The organism is Caldicellulosiruptor sp. DIB 104C (genome assembly GCF_028198085.1).
Taxonomy (GTDB): domain Bacteria; phylum Bacillota; class Thermoanaerobacteria; order Caldicellulosiruptorales; family Caldicellulosiruptoraceae; genus Caldicellulosiruptor; species Caldicellulosiruptor saccharolyticus.
Map to the genome: position 1 here is coordinate 1,973,410 of NZ_CP116337.1, position 17,056 is coordinate 1,990,465.

The 17,056-nt window shown below is 33.1% G+C and carries 14 protein-coding genes and 2 pseudogenes; 7 read left to right on the plus strand and 9 right to left on the minus strand.

All coding sequences use genetic code 11. The features are described 5' to 3' along the window. The first annotated feature begins 4 nt into the window (after window positions 1-4). From PGC14_RS09815 to PGC14_RS09825, 3 genes are all read left to right on the plus strand, one after another. Window positions 5-1,720: a permease gene (locus PGC14_RS09815; RefSeq protein ID WP_271628795.1), complete on the plus strand. Its 1,716-nt coding sequence runs from the start codon at window positions 5-7 to the stop codon at window positions 1,718-1,720. Window positions 1,721-1,758: 38 nt separating this feature from the next. Continuing rightward, window positions 1,759-1,977 (plus strand): nitroreductase family protein, encoded by a 219-nt coding sequence (locus PGC14_RS09820; protein WP_271628796.1) that lies wholly within the window; start codon window positions 1,759-1,761, stop codon window positions 1,975-1,977. A gap of 171 nt (window positions 1,978-2,148) precedes the next feature. Further along, window positions 2,149-3,480: a glycoside hydrolase family 28 protein gene (locus PGC14_RS09825; RefSeq protein WP_237738272.1), complete on the plus strand. Its 1,332-nt coding sequence runs from the start codon at window positions 2,149-2,151 to the stop codon at window positions 3,478-3,480. 108 nt (window positions 3,481-3,588) lie between these two features. Here the strand turns inward: PGC14_RS09825 and PGC14_RS09830 are convergent, their stop codons facing one another. After that, complete coding sequence (locus PGC14_RS09830; RefSeq protein WP_011916232.1) at window positions 3,589-4,947, minus strand: glycosyl hydrolase; 1,359 nt, start codon at window positions 4,945-4,947, stop codon at window positions 3,589-3,591. 240 nt (window positions 4,948-5,187) lie between these two features. Here PGC14_RS09830 and PGC14_RS09835 point away from each other — a divergent pair, with 240 nt between their 5' ends. The 4 genes from PGC14_RS09835 to PGC14_RS09850 are packed head-to-tail and all read left to right on the plus strand — an operon-like array spanning window position 5,188 to window position 8,545. Next, on the plus strand, window positions 5,188-5,607 hold the full coding sequence (locus PGC14_RS09835) for a sigma-70 family RNA polymerase sigma factor (protein ID WP_237738273.1): 420 nt from the start codon (window positions 5,188-5,190) through the stop codon (window positions 5,605-5,607). A gap of 6 nt (window positions 5,608-5,613) precedes the next feature. Further along, window positions 5,614-6,762: an anti-sigma factor family protein gene (locus PGC14_RS09840; protein ID WP_271628797.1), complete on the plus strand. Its 1,149-nt coding sequence runs from the start codon at window positions 5,614-5,616 to the stop codon at window positions 6,760-6,762. 29 nt (window positions 6,763-6,791) lie between these two features. Continuing rightward, window positions 6,792-7,691, plus strand: coding sequence for an ABC transporter ATP-binding protein (locus PGC14_RS09845; protein WP_271628798.1), 900 nt, complete (start codon window positions 6,792-6,794; stop codon window positions 7,689-7,691). Beyond that, window positions 7,691-8,545: an ABC transporter permease gene (locus tag PGC14_RS09850; RefSeq protein ID WP_271628799.1), complete on the plus strand. Its 855-nt coding sequence runs from the start codon at window positions 7,691-7,693 to the stop codon at window positions 8,543-8,545. The genes PGC14_RS09845 and PGC14_RS09850 overlap by 1 nt, the downstream gene beginning before the upstream one ends. A gap of 46 nt (window positions 8,546-8,591) precedes the next feature. On the opposite strand, the pseudogene PGC14_RS13495 reads toward PGC14_RS09850, so the two are convergent. From PGC14_RS13495 to PGC14_RS09890, 8 genes and pseudogenes are all read right to left on the minus strand, one after another. Further along, window positions 8,592-10,823 (minus strand): annotated as a pseudogene (locus tag PGC14_RS13495) (ABC transporter permease). Further along, entirely contained in the window at window positions 10,823-11,521 is a 699-nt protein-coding gene (locus PGC14_RS09860) for an ABC transporter ATP-binding protein (RefSeq protein WP_271628800.1), read from the minus strand. The pseudogene PGC14_RS13495 and the gene PGC14_RS09860 overlap by 1 nt, the downstream one beginning before the upstream one ends. A gap of 82 nt (window positions 11,522-11,603) precedes the next feature. Continuing rightward, window positions 11,604-12,239: a TetR/AcrR family transcriptional regulator gene (locus PGC14_RS09865; protein ID WP_039767200.1), complete on the minus strand. Its 636-nt coding sequence runs from the start codon at window positions 12,237-12,239 to the stop codon at window positions 11,604-11,606. 271 nt (window positions 12,240-12,510) lie between these two features. After that, complete coding sequence (locus tag PGC14_RS09870) at window positions 12,511-13,194, minus strand: methyl-accepting chemotaxis protein (protein WP_039767203.1); 684 nt, start codon at window positions 13,192-13,194, stop codon at window positions 12,511-12,513. 18 nt (window positions 13,195-13,212) lie between these two features. Next, window positions 13,213-14,367, minus strand: a pseudogene (locus PGC14_RS09875) ([Fe-Fe] hydrogenase large subunit C-terminal domain-containing protein). Window positions 14,368-14,458: 91 nt separating this feature from the next. Further along, window positions 14,459-16,090 carry a M48 family metalloprotease gene (locus PGC14_RS09880; RefSeq protein WP_271628801.1) on the minus strand — a complete coding sequence of 544 codons (1,632 nt, stop codon included), beginning with the start codon at window positions 16,088-16,090 and terminating at the stop codon, window positions 14,459-14,461. A 128-nt stretch (window positions 16,091-16,218) separates the two neighbouring features. Beyond that, window positions 16,219-16,584 carry a hypothetical protein gene (locus tag PGC14_RS09885; protein ID WP_271628802.1) on the minus strand — a complete coding sequence of 122 codons (366 nt, stop codon included), beginning with the start codon at window positions 16,582-16,584 and terminating at the stop codon, window positions 16,219-16,221. Between the two features lie 148 nt (window positions 16,585-16,732). After that, window positions 16,733-17,017 (minus strand): hypothetical protein, encoded by a 285-nt coding sequence (locus PGC14_RS09890; protein ID WP_041722470.1) that lies wholly within the window; start codon window positions 17,015-17,017, stop codon window positions 16,733-16,735. Window positions 17,018-17,056 lie beyond the last annotated feature (39 nt).

The following is a 17,056-nucleotide window of genomic DNA, read 5'->3' on the forward strand; positions in this document are numbered from 1 at the left end:
GCAAATGGCATACAAAAACTTTAAACTGGCAATATACTGCCCTGCTGGATTTTTAAAAAATGTAGAGTTTGAAACACTTGAAAAAGATTTAGAGTTTTTCAAAAGATATTTGGACATCTCAAAGGTATACCTTGAGACACACAGAGGTGCAGATACCGTCCCAAGAGAGAAGATGCTCAAAATAAAAGAGCTTTTTGAGAGGCAAAATATTAAAACATCTGGTGGAATCACTGCAACTGTGGTGTTCGGGAATGAAGAGCTTGATTATTATAGAATCTTTAATACTTTCTGTTACACAAACCAAAAACACTTAGACAAGTTAAAAGAAATTGTTCAATATACATCTTCTTTGTTTGATGAAATCATTTTAGATGACTTTTTCTTCACCGCCTGCACATGCCCATCTTGCATTAGTGCAAAAGGAAACCTTAGTTGGAGCGAATTTAGATTAAATTTAATGACAGAGGTTTCAAGAGAGTACGTGATAAAGCCTGCAAAAAGTGTTAATCCAAATGTAAAATTAATAATCAAATACCCAAATTGGATAGAATCCTATCAAGAGACAGGTTACAACCCTCAAACTCAGGTAGAACTATTTGACTATGTCTACACAGGCACAGAGACTCGCGACCCTGCTTATACACAGCAGCATCTTCCAAGATATGCAAGCTATTCACTTTTGAGATGGTTTGAAAATCTAAAACCAGGCAAAAACCTTGGTGGATGGTTTGACTCTTTAGATTGTCTGTATAATATTGGCAGCTACCTTGAACAAGCAAATTTAACTGTATTCGCAAAGGCAAAAGAAATTACCTTGTTTGACTTTTCGCACCTGAGAAACTCTGTATTTGTCCCAGCACTTGGACTGCAGCTGCGTCATCTTGATGAGATTTGTAAATACATTGAAAATCCTATAGGAATTCCTGTTTACCATCCATTTAATTCATATGGTGAAGACCATGTTTATGATTACTTAGGAATGGTTGGAATACCCTTTGAGCTTACACCACATTTTCCTCAAAACAGTAATATTGTTTTTATCACAGCTGACTGTACAAATGACAAGGATATTCTGCAAAAGTTAAAAGAACATCTTTTAGCCGGAAAAGATGTAATAATGACATCTGGTTTTTTAAAGGCCATGCAAAGAAAAGGAATTGAAGATTTGACATCTGTGAGAGTGACAGACAAAAAGGTTTTTACAAACTTATTTGCCATCAAAACAGAAGTGTGTTCATTTTCAAAGTATGTATATGGTAAAAAAGAAATACTAATTCCTGTCTTAGAGCACAGGACAAATTCGTCATGGCAGGAGATTGTCGCAATCTCAGGTGAAAACAATTTTCCTGTCCTGATGAAAGACTCTTATGGCAAAGGAACTATTTATACATTGACAATACCTGAAAACTACTCCGACATTTACAACTGGCCTCTTGATGTCTTGACAGAAATCCGAAAGGTATTTATGAAAAATTTTGATTTATACATTGAAGCCGAGGAAAAGATAGGCATTTTTGTATACGGCAATGATACATTCATAATAGAGTCTTTCTTGCCTTACAGAACTAAGGTAAATATACACATTAAGAATAAAAACAAGAAACTTATTGATCCTTTAAAAGCTTCTGATCTTAAAGTCTCAATGATATCAGAAAATGAAAATATCTATGAAATCAACTTAGAGCCAACAAGTTTTAGAGTCTTGAAATTAGAAAACTAAATTTTTTTGAAACTCTTTTGAAGGGAGAGTGCTTGCAAATGAGCAGTGTTTTTGAAAATGAAGTAATAAAAGCAATTAAAGAGCGTCGAAGTGTAAGGAGTTTTTTACCTACCCAAGTGGAAGAGGAAAAGATAAAACTTTTACTTGAAGCTGCAATCTTTGCTCCTTCTGCTGTAAATGGTCAGCCATGGTTTTTTACAGTGGTTCAAAATTTTGATATTTTAAACAAAAGTGAGTTTTTTCCTCAAACCCTATAGGGATTGCAAGGTGGGCTTTATGCCCCTTATTTTTTTGTTTATTACAATATGTTTAATCACTGTTATTTACAACCATCAAAATCTAACATTTTCTCAAAATTATTGAGAGGATTTTAGTGATTTTTTAGGTTATTTTAAATGTATGAACCCAAAGTAATAGGAGGTACACTCTTGAGAATAATTGTAACTGACTTTGGAGCAAAACCAGATGGTTTGAGCTTTTGTACAGAGGCAATACAAAAGGCTATTGACACCTGTTTTGAAAATGGTGGTGGAGTTGTAGTTATACCTGCTGGAATTTATTTGAGCCGCCCTATAAGGTTAAAATCTAATGTAACCCTATATTTAGAAGAAGGTGCTGTAATCAAAGCAACCAACAATATTGAAGATTACTACCAAATTGGTTATTACCACAATGAATGGGGAGAAGTTACTTCCTTTTTATATGCAATGAATGAAAAGAACATAGCAATTGATGGAAAAGGTACAATTGACCTTTCTGGAAGCAGTTTTATGGATTTTTCAAGAGCATTTAATCAGTTCGAAGAGCTATCTCAGCTTGATAAAGAGCAGTTTGAAGAGACAGAATGTAAGCCAATTTACAGACCAAATCAACCCATATTCTTCTATAATTGTGAAAATATTTGTCTGAGTGGTATCTCAATTATTGACTCACCTTGCTGGACAGTTTGCATCCACTCATCAAAATACATCAAGGTGCACAACATAAGGATTATGAACAATCTCAGAGTTCCAAACAGCGACGGTATACATCTTTGCTCATGCGAAAATGCAATAATCACAGATAGCTTCTTTACTTGCGGTGATGACTGTGTTGCTATATCTGGCATTACAAACTGGGACAAACCTTGTGAAAATATAATTGTGTCAAACTGTATTATGCAAACACGCTCTGCAGCTGTGAGAATGGGACATTTAGATAGCAAAGTAAAGAATGTGGTTGCTTCTAATCTTACCATCCTTAATTCAAACAGAGGAATTGCAATATTCGCAAACGGGAAAAACGGGTATGTCAAATCAGTCACAATTTCAAATGTTATCATGACAACAAAAATATTTGCTGGTACATGGTGGGGAAAGGGTGAACCAATTGTCATTGCTTCCCCTGAAGAAGGTAATTTTATCGAAGATATCTCTATTTCCAATGTAAAAGCTTACTCAGAAAATGGGATCTTAATCTATGGCAAAGATAATAATATCCGAAATATTTCGCTTAAAAATATTGATATATACCTCAGCTTTGGCAAAAACAGGCCACTTTTTGGCAAAAGAATTGATATTCTCCCAAGTCAATGTCCACCTTTCCCTGATTACATGAATAAAATTCCATGGATTTTTTCAAAAGATGTTTTCAATCTTAAACTTCAAGATATAAACTATGGATACAATTTACAAAGCTTAAAAACTGATTTTGACATAGAAGGAATTTTTCAAAATGTAAATAACTCTTCCTTTTCTGGTATTAGAAAAGTAGCTACTTAAGCTCAAAAGTTTAAAATCCTAATTGCAACAAAATTTCAAGGCTGCCAGTCCACTCCAGAACATATGAAATGACCTTTTTCAAATGGCAGCCTTGAACTTTTATTTTTTTCATCTTCTAAATAAGTCGAATTTATCAAGTGTTATTACGTAAGGGTGGTTATAAACCTTTCTCAGGTGTTCAAACGAATTTATCTTGCCATCAGTTGTAAATCCACCCCACCAAGGCATAAACCAAAGCCAATAAGTCTTTGAACTTTGCAGTTTATCTGGGTCAGGAATTGGTCCGTTTTCTGTTAAAGCTATGGGTTTTTTAGCTTCTGTAAGTTCATAGACATAATCATACCAAAATGAAAGAGGACCATAGTTTTGGGCCGGGGCATAAAAGTCAACTCCTGCAACATCATAGTAGTCCATTTCTATTCTCCAATCAGGATGGGGTGCATTCCAAACCCATATGAGATTGTTTAATTTAAAGTGATTAGTATATACATCATACAAAAGATAGTAAAGCTTTTTGTAAGCATCAAACCCTTTTGCTCCCCACCAAAACCACCTGCCATCAGCCTCATGTAATGGTCTGAAAATAACTGGAACATCTGCATCTGCCATGATTTTCAACCACTTGCCGATTTCATATATATCCTCCATCAGCAGCTTGTTTTCTTCAGTATTAGGGCAAAGAGCAACCTCAATATCAAAATCGGTGTTTTTTGTATAAAAAGTCTTATCGTTGCCTCCTATTGGAGAAAACCAATGCCAGCAAAATGTCACAATTCCTCCTAACTCCTTGTGCCATTTAATTGCTTCTTCAACAGAGCCTTTATTTAAAATTACTTCAAACATTGCATCGTAGGTCATATTATTAGTAATGGTGTGTCTTGTATAGCTTAGAAAATCAAAACCACGAAGAGTTGTTTTTTTGCCTGTTTGATACTCTAAATATGCAATTTCTGGTCCTGCTGCTGTGTTTGTGTGCTGGCCTGCAATAATTGCCTTGCTATAAATCTTTGAAAAATATTCCATTAATTTTTTGCATTTATCAGAGGCATTTTTGTTTGAAAGATCAAATGAAGGAGCACTGTAATTTTGCAACTTATCTTCTTCAAGTTCAATTGCATATATGTGAGCTACTCCCCAGCCACCATAAATTTTGATTTTTTTCTGACCTTTTTCTAAGAAGGCCCTCCCAATCTTCATTTTTGAAACTTTACCCGATTCAGAATGCAATCTAATATCACCATGACACAATCCATCTATATCTACAAGATAGACAACTTTTGTGTACTTTTCTATTTTATAATTCAAATATAGATTGTAATAACCACTTTTTTCTATTTCTATGCAAAACTCAATTTCAAATCTGTCTGATTCAGGCAAAGCACTATAAACATCTTCCCCGCTGATATGTTCTTTTACAATTTTTACTCCATTTAATATTGCTTCTTTTATATATTTGCTTATCTTCATAGCTACCCCATCATCCCTTCATAAAGACTTTTTTTAACAGTTTTTATCGTGATTTAGTCAGCAGTATATCAAATACATCATAAATTAGCATGCAGAAATTTTAAAAAATCTCTTAATACTCTTTTTTAAAACATGTCATAAATCCTGTTTTTAAATTGTTTATAATATTAGAAAACAAAAAACAAAGGGGGTTTTGGGTCGCTGGACTTCGAGCAGATTTACTCTAAATACTATCAAAAGGTGTTAAATTACCTGCTATTTACGCTGAAAAGTTCAAAAGAGGCAGAAGATATTGCACAGGAAGTTTTCTACAAGCTCATTAAAAATCCCCCTCGCGAGGATAATATCCAAGGATGGCTTATTACTGTTGCAAAAAACCTTGCAATAAACTACTTAAAATCGCAAAAAAGAATTACTCTCGGAGAAAAGTATCTGCTTCTTTCTCAACCCCCACAAGATGACATTGAAATACTTCAGGTCAAAATGACACTTGAAAAGCTGCCTGAGGAACAAAGAGAGCTGCTAATTTTGAAATACTCTGGATATACATATGAAGAAATAGCAAAGATTATGAATATAAACCCGAATTCTGTTGGCACTATGATTGCAAGAGCACAAAAGAAGTTCAGAAAAATCTATGAAGAGGGGGAAGGAGAGTGATATTTGATGTGCTTTAGCGAAGGAAAGCTCCAAGAGCTCATTGATGGGGTGCTTTCTAAAGAAGAAAGTTTGCAAATAAAAAAACATCTTCTTGTGTGCAGAAAGTGCAGAAAACTCTACAATGAACTTAAGAAAACAGATGAGTTTGTATCTATGAAAATGCAAAAAGTCCTCAATTTAAGCTCAAATAACAAAAAGGGAGGGTTATTGAGGATGCTTAATAAAAATAGAAAAGTTGTTCTTACAGCAGCTTTAGCAGCTGTATTTTTAGTCAGCATAATATTTACACCATTTGGAAAGGCTTTATCAGATGCTTTGAAAATTTTTAGAGCTTCGTCAATAGAGCCAGTTGCAATTACTATTTCTGACCTTCAGGAAATTGAAAGCAAGCTGCAGCAAGTTAACGCTAATTCTACGATTGATTTAAAACAATTTGGGAAAATTGATTTTAAAAGCTCAGAAAATAATAGCATATATGTGGAATCATTAAACTCAACTGAATTTGAATCTGCAAAGAATATTTTTAAAAAATACAATATAAATCCTGATGAAATAGCTTATCTTTGGCAAAAAGAAAACATCAAGAGTATGATGATAAACGAGAATCCAAATATAGAATTAAAATTCAAACTTGACATTGACAAAGTAAACCAGCTCTTAAAATCACTTGGCTCCAAAACCTTGCTACCTCAAACACTTGACCAAAAAGAGTTTGTGCTTACCATAGAAGGTGCACTTAATTTAATGTTCTACCCTATAAAAAATTCTGAAGAGTCCAAAAAAGGTACTGTATATATGATACCATCATTAGAAATAGGAATTGTAAAAACTCCAAAGTTGACATCCCCTGTTGAGTTAAACGAAATCAAACTATATGAAACCATAGCAAACTTACCATTTATCCCAAACAATATAAGGTCTCAGCTTCTTTCAATCAAAGACCCTCTTTCAACACTCCCTGTGCCTGTGAATAAAGATGAATACGATTATAAGAAAATTAGCATTGCAGGTAATAGCGGACTTATTGTCTACCATAAAAACAATCCTGAGGATAGTGCTATTTTATGGGTGGACCACAATAATAGTGTAAAATATATTAAAGCAGAGTCTACCTCCGAGCAAAAGCTTCTTGAACTTGCAAATTTGTTAAAATAACTGAAAAATAAAAAAGGCAGGGATAGTACTTGATACTGAAAACAGAAAACCTTACAAAAGAATATTCGTCTAAAAACGGGTGCTTTAATATAAACCTTGAAATAGAAAAACCTATGGTGTTTGGGCTTTTAGGTCCAAATGGTGCTGGAAAAAGTACACTTGTAAAAACCCTTGTGGGGCTTTTGAGCCCCACAAGGGGAAAGGCTTTTTTGCTTGGGAAACCTCTTGATGATATCACTATTAAATCAAAAATAGGCTATCTTCCTGAAAATTTTAAATACCCTGACTGGATGACAGCTTATGAGGTTATGGAATTTCACTGCCAGCTTTTAAAAATGAAAAACTACAAAAATGAGATTTATTCGCTACTTGAAAAGGTAGGTATAATTGAACACAAAGACAAAAAGATAAGGTGGTTTAGCAAAGGGATGCAGCAGAGGCTTGGACTTGCTGTCAGTATGTTAAATAGGCCAGAGATAATTTTCTTAGATGAGCCAACCTCTGCACTTGACCCAATTGGCAGAATCGATGTGAGAAATATAATAATTGAATTAAAAAACCAAGGAACAACAGTGTTTCTAAACTCACACCTTTTGTCTGAGGTCGAAAAGGTTTGCGACATGGTTGCTATAATCAACAAAGGGTATATCGTTGCGATGGGGACAATTGATGAGCTGACAAGAAAAGCCTTAAAGGTAACCTTTGTGCTGGATAAAGTAGATAGCAAATCATTTGAAATTATGAGTTTGAAAAATATAAATGTCTTGACTCATTCGCAAAATACCTTAGAGGTAGAACTTTCTTCGCAGGAAGACATACCCATCCTTGTTGAGGAATTTGTGAAAAGTGGTTATAAGATATATGAAGTTAAAAAATCCCAAGAGCTTGAAAATGTGTTCTTGCAGGTTATAGGAGAGGGGTTTTTCTGATGGCGGCAATAATAAGATACTCTTTTAAAGAATTTGTGAGAAAGAAAATATTTTTGATTACAATTGTAATGTCAGCAGCCTTTTTGTTTTTGTACAGTTGGGGGTTAAAAGAAATAGCAGAAAATCTAAAACAGCAAAGTACTATGATGACATTTGCAATGCAGCAGGTTACTGTATTTTCATCGCTTGGTTTTTACTTTTCACACCTGATGGTTGCTTTTTTGGTTGTGTTCGCAACATCAGGAATAATTTCGTCTGAGATTGAAAATTACAATGTCCACACAATCATTGTTCGTCCAATTTCACGGTGGAAATATGTGCTGGCAAGGTATTTAGGTGCCTTGATTTTTATAGCTTTATATTCAACTGCAATATTTTTTAGCATATACACTATTAACAAGACCTTAGGATTTTCTATTGATCACCCGATATCACAGGTAGTTTTGGGATGGCTTTTGTTTGAATTAATTGCGATTGTCCTTTTGACAGTCACAATATTCTTTAGCACATCGTTTTCAACTCTTGCAACGGGAATACTTGTTGTACTTCTGTTTGGATTTGCAATGATAGGAGGTTTTTTGGAGCAGATTGGCTATGCAATAGCAAATTTCTCAAAGGCCTCAACAACACTTCAAACAATAGGTATTGTATCAAGCTTAATCTTGCCAACTGACAATATTTATCGTGAGATGGCAAATATTCTTTTTAAATCCAATTTGATTGACTTTTCGACCATTGACCCATTTGCGGGAATATCAAAAAATAGCATATACATGAGAATATATTGGTTTTTATATGTATTTGCTTTAATGTATTTAACCATCAAAAGGTTTGACAAAAAGGACTTGACATAACAAAAAGGGCTGAGCTTTTTTCTCATGCAAGCCAGCCCTTTTGACATCAATCAAGCTGCCCTTTTAATATCTCAACCGGCATTACCCTTGCTATTTTCTGTCTTGCTAAAAACCTTGAAATCAGAAAGACCAAAAGAAGTATTACAAATGTAGATAATACGCTCTGCAGGCTCAAATCAAGGCTTATTGCAAAGTCTATATCTTTTGTCACTGTGCTCATAAGCCCATCTATTGTAATTTTAGATAGTGGAATTCCTGCAACAAATCCTATAAAAAACGAAATGTAGTTAAAACCGAGAATCATTTTAAAAATACTCCTTTCACTGTGCCCCAGCATTTTTAAAATTCCTATATTTTTCTTGTTTTCATTTAAAGTCAAAGTAGACAGAACATACACAATCAAAAGAGCAAGCACAGCAGCAATTAGCGCCATCACACCTATAGTCTTTGATAAATCGCCAGCAGATGCCTTTATTGTATTTAAATGTTCAGATTTTGTATAACTTTCAAAAATTAAGCTCTGTGGAATTTCCAACTTTTCTTTTGAGAATATACCAATATACTCTCCACTGCTATATCCAAAAAGCTTATTAAAACTTTCGAGTTCCATATACCCATTGTTCCCAACAGGAAGGTTGGCAACTTTTTTTACTTTTAAAGTATATTCTTTGCCTGTGAATTTGTTTTTTAGTTTAATCTTATCTCCTTCGCCAATACCGAGTTTGCTTGCAAGAGGTTTGGTTATGATAAGTTCACTTGACACAGAGATTTCTTTTCCTTTTTCATCATACAGCTTTATCATATCTGAGTTACTTTTAATACCGTAAATCATAATACTAAGCTTAGTTCCTTAAATGCCAAAAGACAAAAGGTTGTATGGCTCAGCTGCGCTTTGGAGTTTAATCTCAGGGTGTGTGGAGACAGAATTTAATAGATAAAGATAGTTGTATTTAAAATTCTTCTCATATGCTCTTTCTATTGCAGTTATAATTGAATCCTTTGCAGTCATACCATACATCATAAGGATTGTTGAAAAGATTATACCAACTGCCAAAATCAGCTCCCTGCCAACATGACGCCAGCCATATTTTAGCATAATCCTTGTTCCAAACTCAAATCTGTCAAAAAACTTTATTGAAGGAAGCTTGCCAAATTTTATTTCATCAACGCCGTGAAGCATTTGAACAATTGTGAGCTTGAAAAAGTTCTTGATTGCAAGGTAACCTGAAAGAAATATAAATATGGCTGGGAGAAGTATCGCAACAAATATGTGCTGCCAAGGCAAAATTGACTTTATCTTTGGTAATGTAAAATATGACCTGTAAAACTGTGCAAAAGGAGATGCTTCAATAACCCCAAGTACAACACCGAAGATGGAACCAAAAAGCCAAATATAAAGTGGAAACCTCATGAAGACTTTTAGTACATCTTTTTGTGTATATCCCATTGAATAGATTGTACCAATTTCAGCATGCATAGTATTTATTACCCTTCGCATGACAATAAAGAGTATAAAAGATGATACAAGAATTATAAAAAGACTGAGTGGCAAAGTTAAGTTCTTTGCATTTTTAACTTTTATCTCTGTATACATTATTCGTGGATTCTGGTCTCTTTGTACAAATTTCAAAAGCCCCCAGTTGCTATTTAAAAACTCTTTAAACTTGTCAATGTTTTCAACTTTGCCTTTGAAACAATAATAATGAACAGGAAAAATGTTGAAAAGTCTTCTCATCTCATCTTCATTCATAAGAGCAAAACCAAAATGCTCAGGGTCAGGAAGTAAGTCTTGGTCATTTTTAATGATGTAAATATAATCTGGAAGATAAGCAATGCCTGAAACCTTGAAATTTTGTCTACCTATAGTCAGCACTGACCCTATTTTGAGCTTGTGTTTTTTGTAAAAAGCAGGGTCTATGAGTATTTCGCCTTTTGACGGCATTGTGCCTTTTTCGATATATGGTTTGTTTATTTCTTTTGGCACTGAAAAAACTCTTAGTGTAAAATGGTCATCTTGGACATTAGTAAATAGCCTTTGTTCTACATTAATTTTAAATTTTTCTTGTAGAAGTTTTATATCAACCTCTTTTGCAGTAATAAAATTCCCACCTTCCTGATTGTATTTGTTTTTGAACATTTCATAGTTATAATCTATATCCTGCATTGACACAGCAAAAAGTGTATATGTCATTGTAGCAATAGCAACAAGCAGCATTATAGAAAAGAACTGTAAAAACTCTCTCTTGATTACTCGCAGGGGAATTTTTTTGATGACCATCACCATGTCACCTCTTGAGCAGAAATCTTTTGAGAATTTTCCGAAAATTCTACAAGTCTACCTGACCTCAGCCTCAATGTAGCATTTGCCATTTTAGAAATTGCAAGATTGTGTGTAATTATCAAAATGGTTGTACCAAACTTTTTATTTACATCTTCTAAAAGTTTTAACACAAGTTTGCTGCTGTCATAGTCAAGAGCACCTGTTGGCTCATCGCACAAAATCAATGCAGGGTTTTTGACAACTGCTCTTGCAATTGCCACCCTTTGCTGCTGTCCGCCAGACAGTTCAAAAGGAAATTTGTCCTTTTCAGAATAGACATCCATCATTTTTAATACCATATCAACATCCAGTGGATCTTTGCTAAGATGTGCACTTGAGAGCACATTTTCATAAACAGTGAGACCATTTATGAGGTTAAAAAACTGAAATACAAAACCCACATAGTCGCGCCTGTACTCAGAAAGCCTTTTTTGGTCCATTGCAGTTATCTCTTTGCCATCAACAAAAACTCTGCCTCCATCTGCCCTGTCAAGCCCACCAAGGATGTTAAAAAGCGTGGTTTTACCCGACCCAGATGGCCCTATCACAGTGTAGATTTTTCCTTTTTCGAGCTCAAAACTAACTTCATCGAGCGCCTTGATTGTATTTTGACCCATCCTGTAGACTTTTGAAAGATTCTCAACCTTCACAAACACATCAAATCCTCTCCTTTACTTTTCACTTGTACAATATATTATGACTCACTGGTCATATGACTGTTAAGTCATAATATAAAATTTATTTTTTCCCTATTCCTTCTTTCAAAAGTTTTATAAATTGAGACAGTGCATCTTTAAAATAACTTATGTCAAGATCAAGTGTTGTTGATGTTCTGCTTAGTGCTTCTTCGATTACAAATTTTTTCATATAAAAACTTGCACCTTCTAAGAAAATAGAAATTATAACAGGATCAATATCGTCCCTTATATATCCTTTTTGCTGATTGTACTTTATAATTTTTACTAAAAACTCTCTCGACTGCTTCAAAAATTTCTCATTTACCTCATCTTTAAAGGGTGAGTCTTGTGAAAAAAACGCTCTTTCCAAAAGCAGGTACTCACTCTTGAGATCTTTCATTGCGACCCAAGTAGTCTCTATTGAATTTTCATAGTAATCAAATAGATTTACATGTACCATATCAAGCTTTTCAAAAAGTTTCAAAAATCTCTGGTAAGAGACCCCTATTGCGTAAAAGTACATATCTTTCTTGTTTTCAAAATACTGGTACATACTCCCTTTTGCAACATTGCACTCTCTTGCAACATCAGAGATATCAACCTTATGGTAAGGTTTTTGTGAAAAGTGCTTTATTAATGTATCTGTTATAAGGTTTCTTTTCTCCTCTGGAAGGTTTAAAAATGTTTGCTTGGGCATAGAACCTCACCTCAAGATTTATTATGACTTTTCGGTCATGTAATGTAAAGAAAATTTTACTTTGATTGAGCTTGATACACGGTATATAGTATATAAATAAAATAACGAGAAGCGAATCAGTTGTATAAGAGATGTTTAAAACAAAAATAGGTCTTTGCAAACCAGGTTTGCAAAGACCCCCACTCTCAATTAGCAAAACAATTAAGAAAAGTAATTTTTTAGGCTTTTCATCCCCTCAGTTATTTTTCTTCTAATACACCTTCTTGCTGAATTAATGCATTGAGTCGTGAAATTTCAGCTGAAATTCCTCACTTTTCGCCGTTAATTCTTCAATCAGGGCACTTTCATTCACTAAAGAACTGTTTATATTTTCAATCGCATTTAAAATTTTCTCCGATAAATCAGGGATTTGGTTCATCAAACTGATCATTGTATCAAATTCCTTTTTTATGATAGATGTTTCAACTTTCATTCTATCTGCAAGTTTCCTTATTTCTGAGGCTATAACAGAAAAACCTTTTGACTCAGTTATTTTTGAAGCTTCAATAGAAGCATTTAAAGCATAAAGGGATATGCTACTTCCTATATCCTGAAGTATATTATTTGTTTTGTTTAGAATATCAATTTTTGTAGACAACTCTTTACTAATACTATCAAGTAACTTAATTTGAGCTAATAATCCAGAAACTGAAGAAGATATATTCTCAATCTCTTTAACACTCTCACTATATCCAACAGCTATCTCTTGCATACTCCTATCTACAACATCTGTAGCAAATGCCACTTCTTTTATTAATTTCTCAAGTTTAATTTGAGTATTGTTAATATTATATAATAGTTTGTTTATTTGTATATTTTTGGTATATAATTCTTCATTCTCAAGAGACATTTTATCTTTTAAGTAATTTATACAATTTTCTTTTCTGTTGTATCCATAGTAGATTGCAATAGCCATTTCTTCACAAGAATCATATCAGCAAGCTGAACAATTTAAATTTCTCTTTTCTATCGAGGTTTTTAGCATTTCATTGTAGATATTTTCTAACACATCAGAAGAAGGCTTTTCTAAATACTTGCTTTTGTTTGAGTATGTTGTCATAAAGTCTTCTAATTTGAGTTTTTTGTCGAAGAACTTAAACAATCTTTTACTTTTGAATTTGTTATACGTACTTTTCTTCATAACATCAAATTCATAATCTATTACATCGATAGGAATATCTAATTTGGTAGCAGTTCCTTTATTGCACCCCTCGTGGCAGTTTAATATGTCAACAATTAGAGGTTTTTGATTGTCTGGAGTATTCAAATAGTCTTTTTCTAAATATTCAAATATTATATCACCTTCAATCTGTTTTACTTTTGCATCCTTGAAATATGCATGAACGTTCTCTTTTAATCCTCCTGGTCTGCTAAAAAGTTTTCCTAAATACCCTTCAGCATAATCAAACTTTCCTGTATCAGCCGCCTTGTTGTATACATCACTAAATTCTTCCATCAAGGAAATATATGTTACATTCAACTGGACAATATCAGGAAATCTTGCTATCTCGTCTTTTTTAGCAATACATGGAGAAATAAAAACTATTGGTTCTGTTTTTTTCAAATATTTTTTCAGAAAAATACTAACACACATCATTGGGCTTTAGATAGGAATCAGATAATTAAGAAGTTGAGAAATGTGTTTTTCTATATAATTAACTACTGCAGGACATGGCTGAGCAATAACACTTTTTTTGGAAAAACGCTGAATGTATCTGATATAAGCCCAAGTGGTTATATCCGCACCAAAAGAAACATCATAAACCTCTTTAAATCCAATTTCCCTCAAAGTATTTATAAGTTTTCCTATTTTGAAATTGGCTCTTGCTGAGGGGGCAACAACTGCAATAGGTTTTATACCAGAAGCTAACATCTCTTTAAGCAAAGAAATATCATCTATAAAACCCCTTGCTCCATATTCACAGTGCTTTATACATCTTCCACACTTGATGCAAAAATCATTGTCAGGTTTTATATATTCTCCGTCAATAACATTAGCAAATTGTACAGGACATACACGTATGCACTTATAACAGTTTACACACTTTTCTTTGTTGATAGTAATCATTAGAACAATCTCCCTATCCATTCATATTTCATTTGTTTAAAATCAACAATTTAGTGTTACCATAATTTTATCACTTTAATTTTTTTATTTGCTATATCACGAATGAATCTTTTTAATTTTCATTGCTATTGAAATACTTTGAAATAACCTTCCCAAGCTCTTTATTAACCCCTACCCATGGCTTACTTCCCCCTTTTACAAAATCTTCCGCTAAAACATATTTCATAATCACACCTGAACTTGATGAAAAAGAATAAATTGTAGGCTGGCTACTCTTTTTGTATATTTCAATTTCATAATCCCTTTTAAATAGAGTATTGGCAAAATCAGATTTAGTTTTTGTCTTGCTAATGCATCTTAAAATACTTTGTATTTCTTTTATGTCAGTGATGTTTTTTTCCACACGTAAATTAACCTTATTGCCGTTTCCACTACCTTCAGGCGGCGCTGGAACATATTTTATCAATTTTATCTTTTCTATATTTGCGGAGTCTTTAATCAAATTATTGTTTGGCAGTAGTATACCAAATGTTATATAACTACTAAAGAGCACTACTATTGCTGCCAGCAACATACTATAAACCTTTTTGAAAGGTAGGTAATATTCTTTATATTGTGTTTTTTCAGCATCAGTCAATATCTGAATTCTCTTTTTAAGTGAAGGGTGGGACTGAATCTTCTCAAGTGGTTTTGAAACATAACCTTTTATGTAGTTAAGTGCATAAATAGTTTTCAAAGCATTCTCATAAACTTCTCTATCCACACCACTTTTTAGTACAAATATGTCTGCCTCAATTTCGGCAATTCGACCAATATAACTTACTAACATGAAAAATTGGGTAGTACCTACCAATAAGATAGCTAATATGAAAAGAACAAAAGATACATTGCTTTTTACAAAATAACTGGTTAAACTTTCAAGTCCAAAAACAAAGGCTAAATAATAAAATACAGCTATAATCCAGCCCAAAAGTATTTTTCTTACATGGTTTCTTTTTATATGTCCTATTTCATGAACCACAATTGCCTCAAGCTGGTCTTCTTTTAAATTTTCTAAAGCATATGAAGTGATTAAAAGCTGAGGTTTAAAAACACCTGCTGCAAAAAGATTCGCAAACTTTTGTCCCATTGTTTCAAGAAGAATAACTTTTATGTCTTCAAAATTAAACTTTTTTAAAACTTCTTTGATGTAAGGATATTCATCTATTTTTAATTCCTTCTTAGGATATTGCAGATTCAAAAATATTAACCAAAATAAATAAAACCCTATAAAAATAGAAATGGGTAAAAGATAGGTATATTTATAATCATCAGTTTTTAAATTGGCTAAAATAGGTATTAAAACTATAAAAAGCATAACAATTAAACCCAAGGAAACAACCACAAACTGCCTTATCACAAATAAACTTTTTAACTTTTGAACAAAAATTTTTTCATGAATTTTATTTGTAAAAAACATTATTACAACATAAATTTCAAAAATTAACAATATCATGAACAAAACAAATTCACGCAGACCCCTTACTTTGAGTATCGCTGCCATCGAAAATCCAGCTAACGCTCCTATTGCAGTGCTAACTACGAATATTGACCAAATAAAAAAGGTATTTAGCTTTGTAGCTGCTTCCTCTTTGTTCTTACTCTTTTGAAAGCTTAATATAATGTAATTTTTAATAATATGCATAATAATAATGTATAATGCAATGCATGCCAAATCCAGACAAAATATTTTAATCCAAACCATTTAAAAATCCCCCTTGCAAATTTTAAAAATTGTATCTTACAACCCCTTAATTAAAACATTTTATAACAAAAAATCCTTGATGGCAATAACCACCAAGGAATAGTTTAATTGTTAAGGTTATATTTCATTTATTTTCTGCAATCTTCTTGAACTGCATTTTCATTCTTTAACTTTTCAAAAACTTCACTTGGATTTACACCAAATCTCTCCAACGAAGCAAGTATCCCCAAACAAACTGTCACATGGCAAAATACTCTCTCAGCAAGTTTTTTTCCCTTTTCAATTGTGGAAAACTCTAAATAGCTGTTTAGCTCATTTTCTACATCTTCTTTTGTAGAGCTGAACATCTCTTTTAGCTCATCAAATGACCTTACAGTCGGTCCAAGTTTGATGGAAGATTTTTTTGACACTTTTGGAAAATGAAATTTCAGATACAAAAGTAAACTTACAACTCCCCCTACGAACCCGACAAAAAACAAAAAAACATTTGCCAAACTATCACACTCCTTCGAAATTTTATTATATCACAGATATTCATGCTGTTACTTTAAATTTTATTTCAGCTTTTTCTAGAAATACTTACTTACATTTTATTAAACTCACCTCCTTTCTTTTGTGTTATTTTTAATTTTCGCAGGGATTTTAATATACTCCGATGGGAACTGTACTACGTCCGTTTAAGACAAATCTGTCATGCTGCCAAACTGACTTGAACAAGAAAGGCAGATCATAGAACTTTCTCTGAAGATGAGGCTTTTGCTTGTAGTGGTACAGGTAAAACGGTTTTTTCGAACCCTCAACATACTGTATCAGCCACTCGTCGCAAATTGTTCTAATTCTCACAACCGTTTGTGTAACTTTATACACTCTAAAGCCATATTCATGAGCCAGTCTTGTTGCTTCTTCAAACAACCAGTTCTGGCTCAAAAAATCACATCCTTTCTTCAATGTTTATTTTAAAGCCTT

Bases quoted from the DNA above. Each gene is read 5' to 3' on its own strand.
- PGC14_RS09815 (WP_271628795.1), top strand. From the start codon at position 5: ATGGCATACAAAAACTTTAAACTGGCAATATACTGCCCTGCTGGATTT.
- PGC14_RS09820 (WP_271628796.1), top strand. From the start codon at position 1,759: ATGAGCAGTGTTTTTGAAAATGAAGTAATAAAAGCAATTAAAGAGCGT.
- PGC14_RS09830 (WP_011916232.1), bottom strand. From the start codon at position 4,947: ATGAAGATAAGCAAATATATAAAAGAAGCAATATTAAATGGAGTAAAA.
- PGC14_RS09840 (WP_271628797.1), top strand. From the start codon at position 5,614: ATGTGCTTTAGCGAAGGAAAGCTCCAAGAGCTCATTGATGGGGTGCTT.
- PGC14_RS09850 (WP_271628799.1), top strand. From the start codon at position 7,691: ATGGCGGCAATAATAAGATACTCTTTTAAAGAATTTGTGAGAAAGAAA.
- PGC14_RS09865 (WP_039767200.1), bottom strand. From the start codon at position 12,239: ATGCCCAAGCAAACATTTTTAAACCTTCCAGAGGAGAAAAGAAACCTT.
- PGC14_RS09870 (WP_039767203.1), bottom strand. From the start codon at position 13,194: ATGGCTATTGCAATCTACTATGGATACAACAGAAAAGAAAATTGTATA.
- PGC14_RS09880 (WP_271628801.1), bottom strand. From the start codon at position 16,090: ATGGTTTGGATTAAAATATTTTGTCTGGATTTGGCATGCATTGCATTA.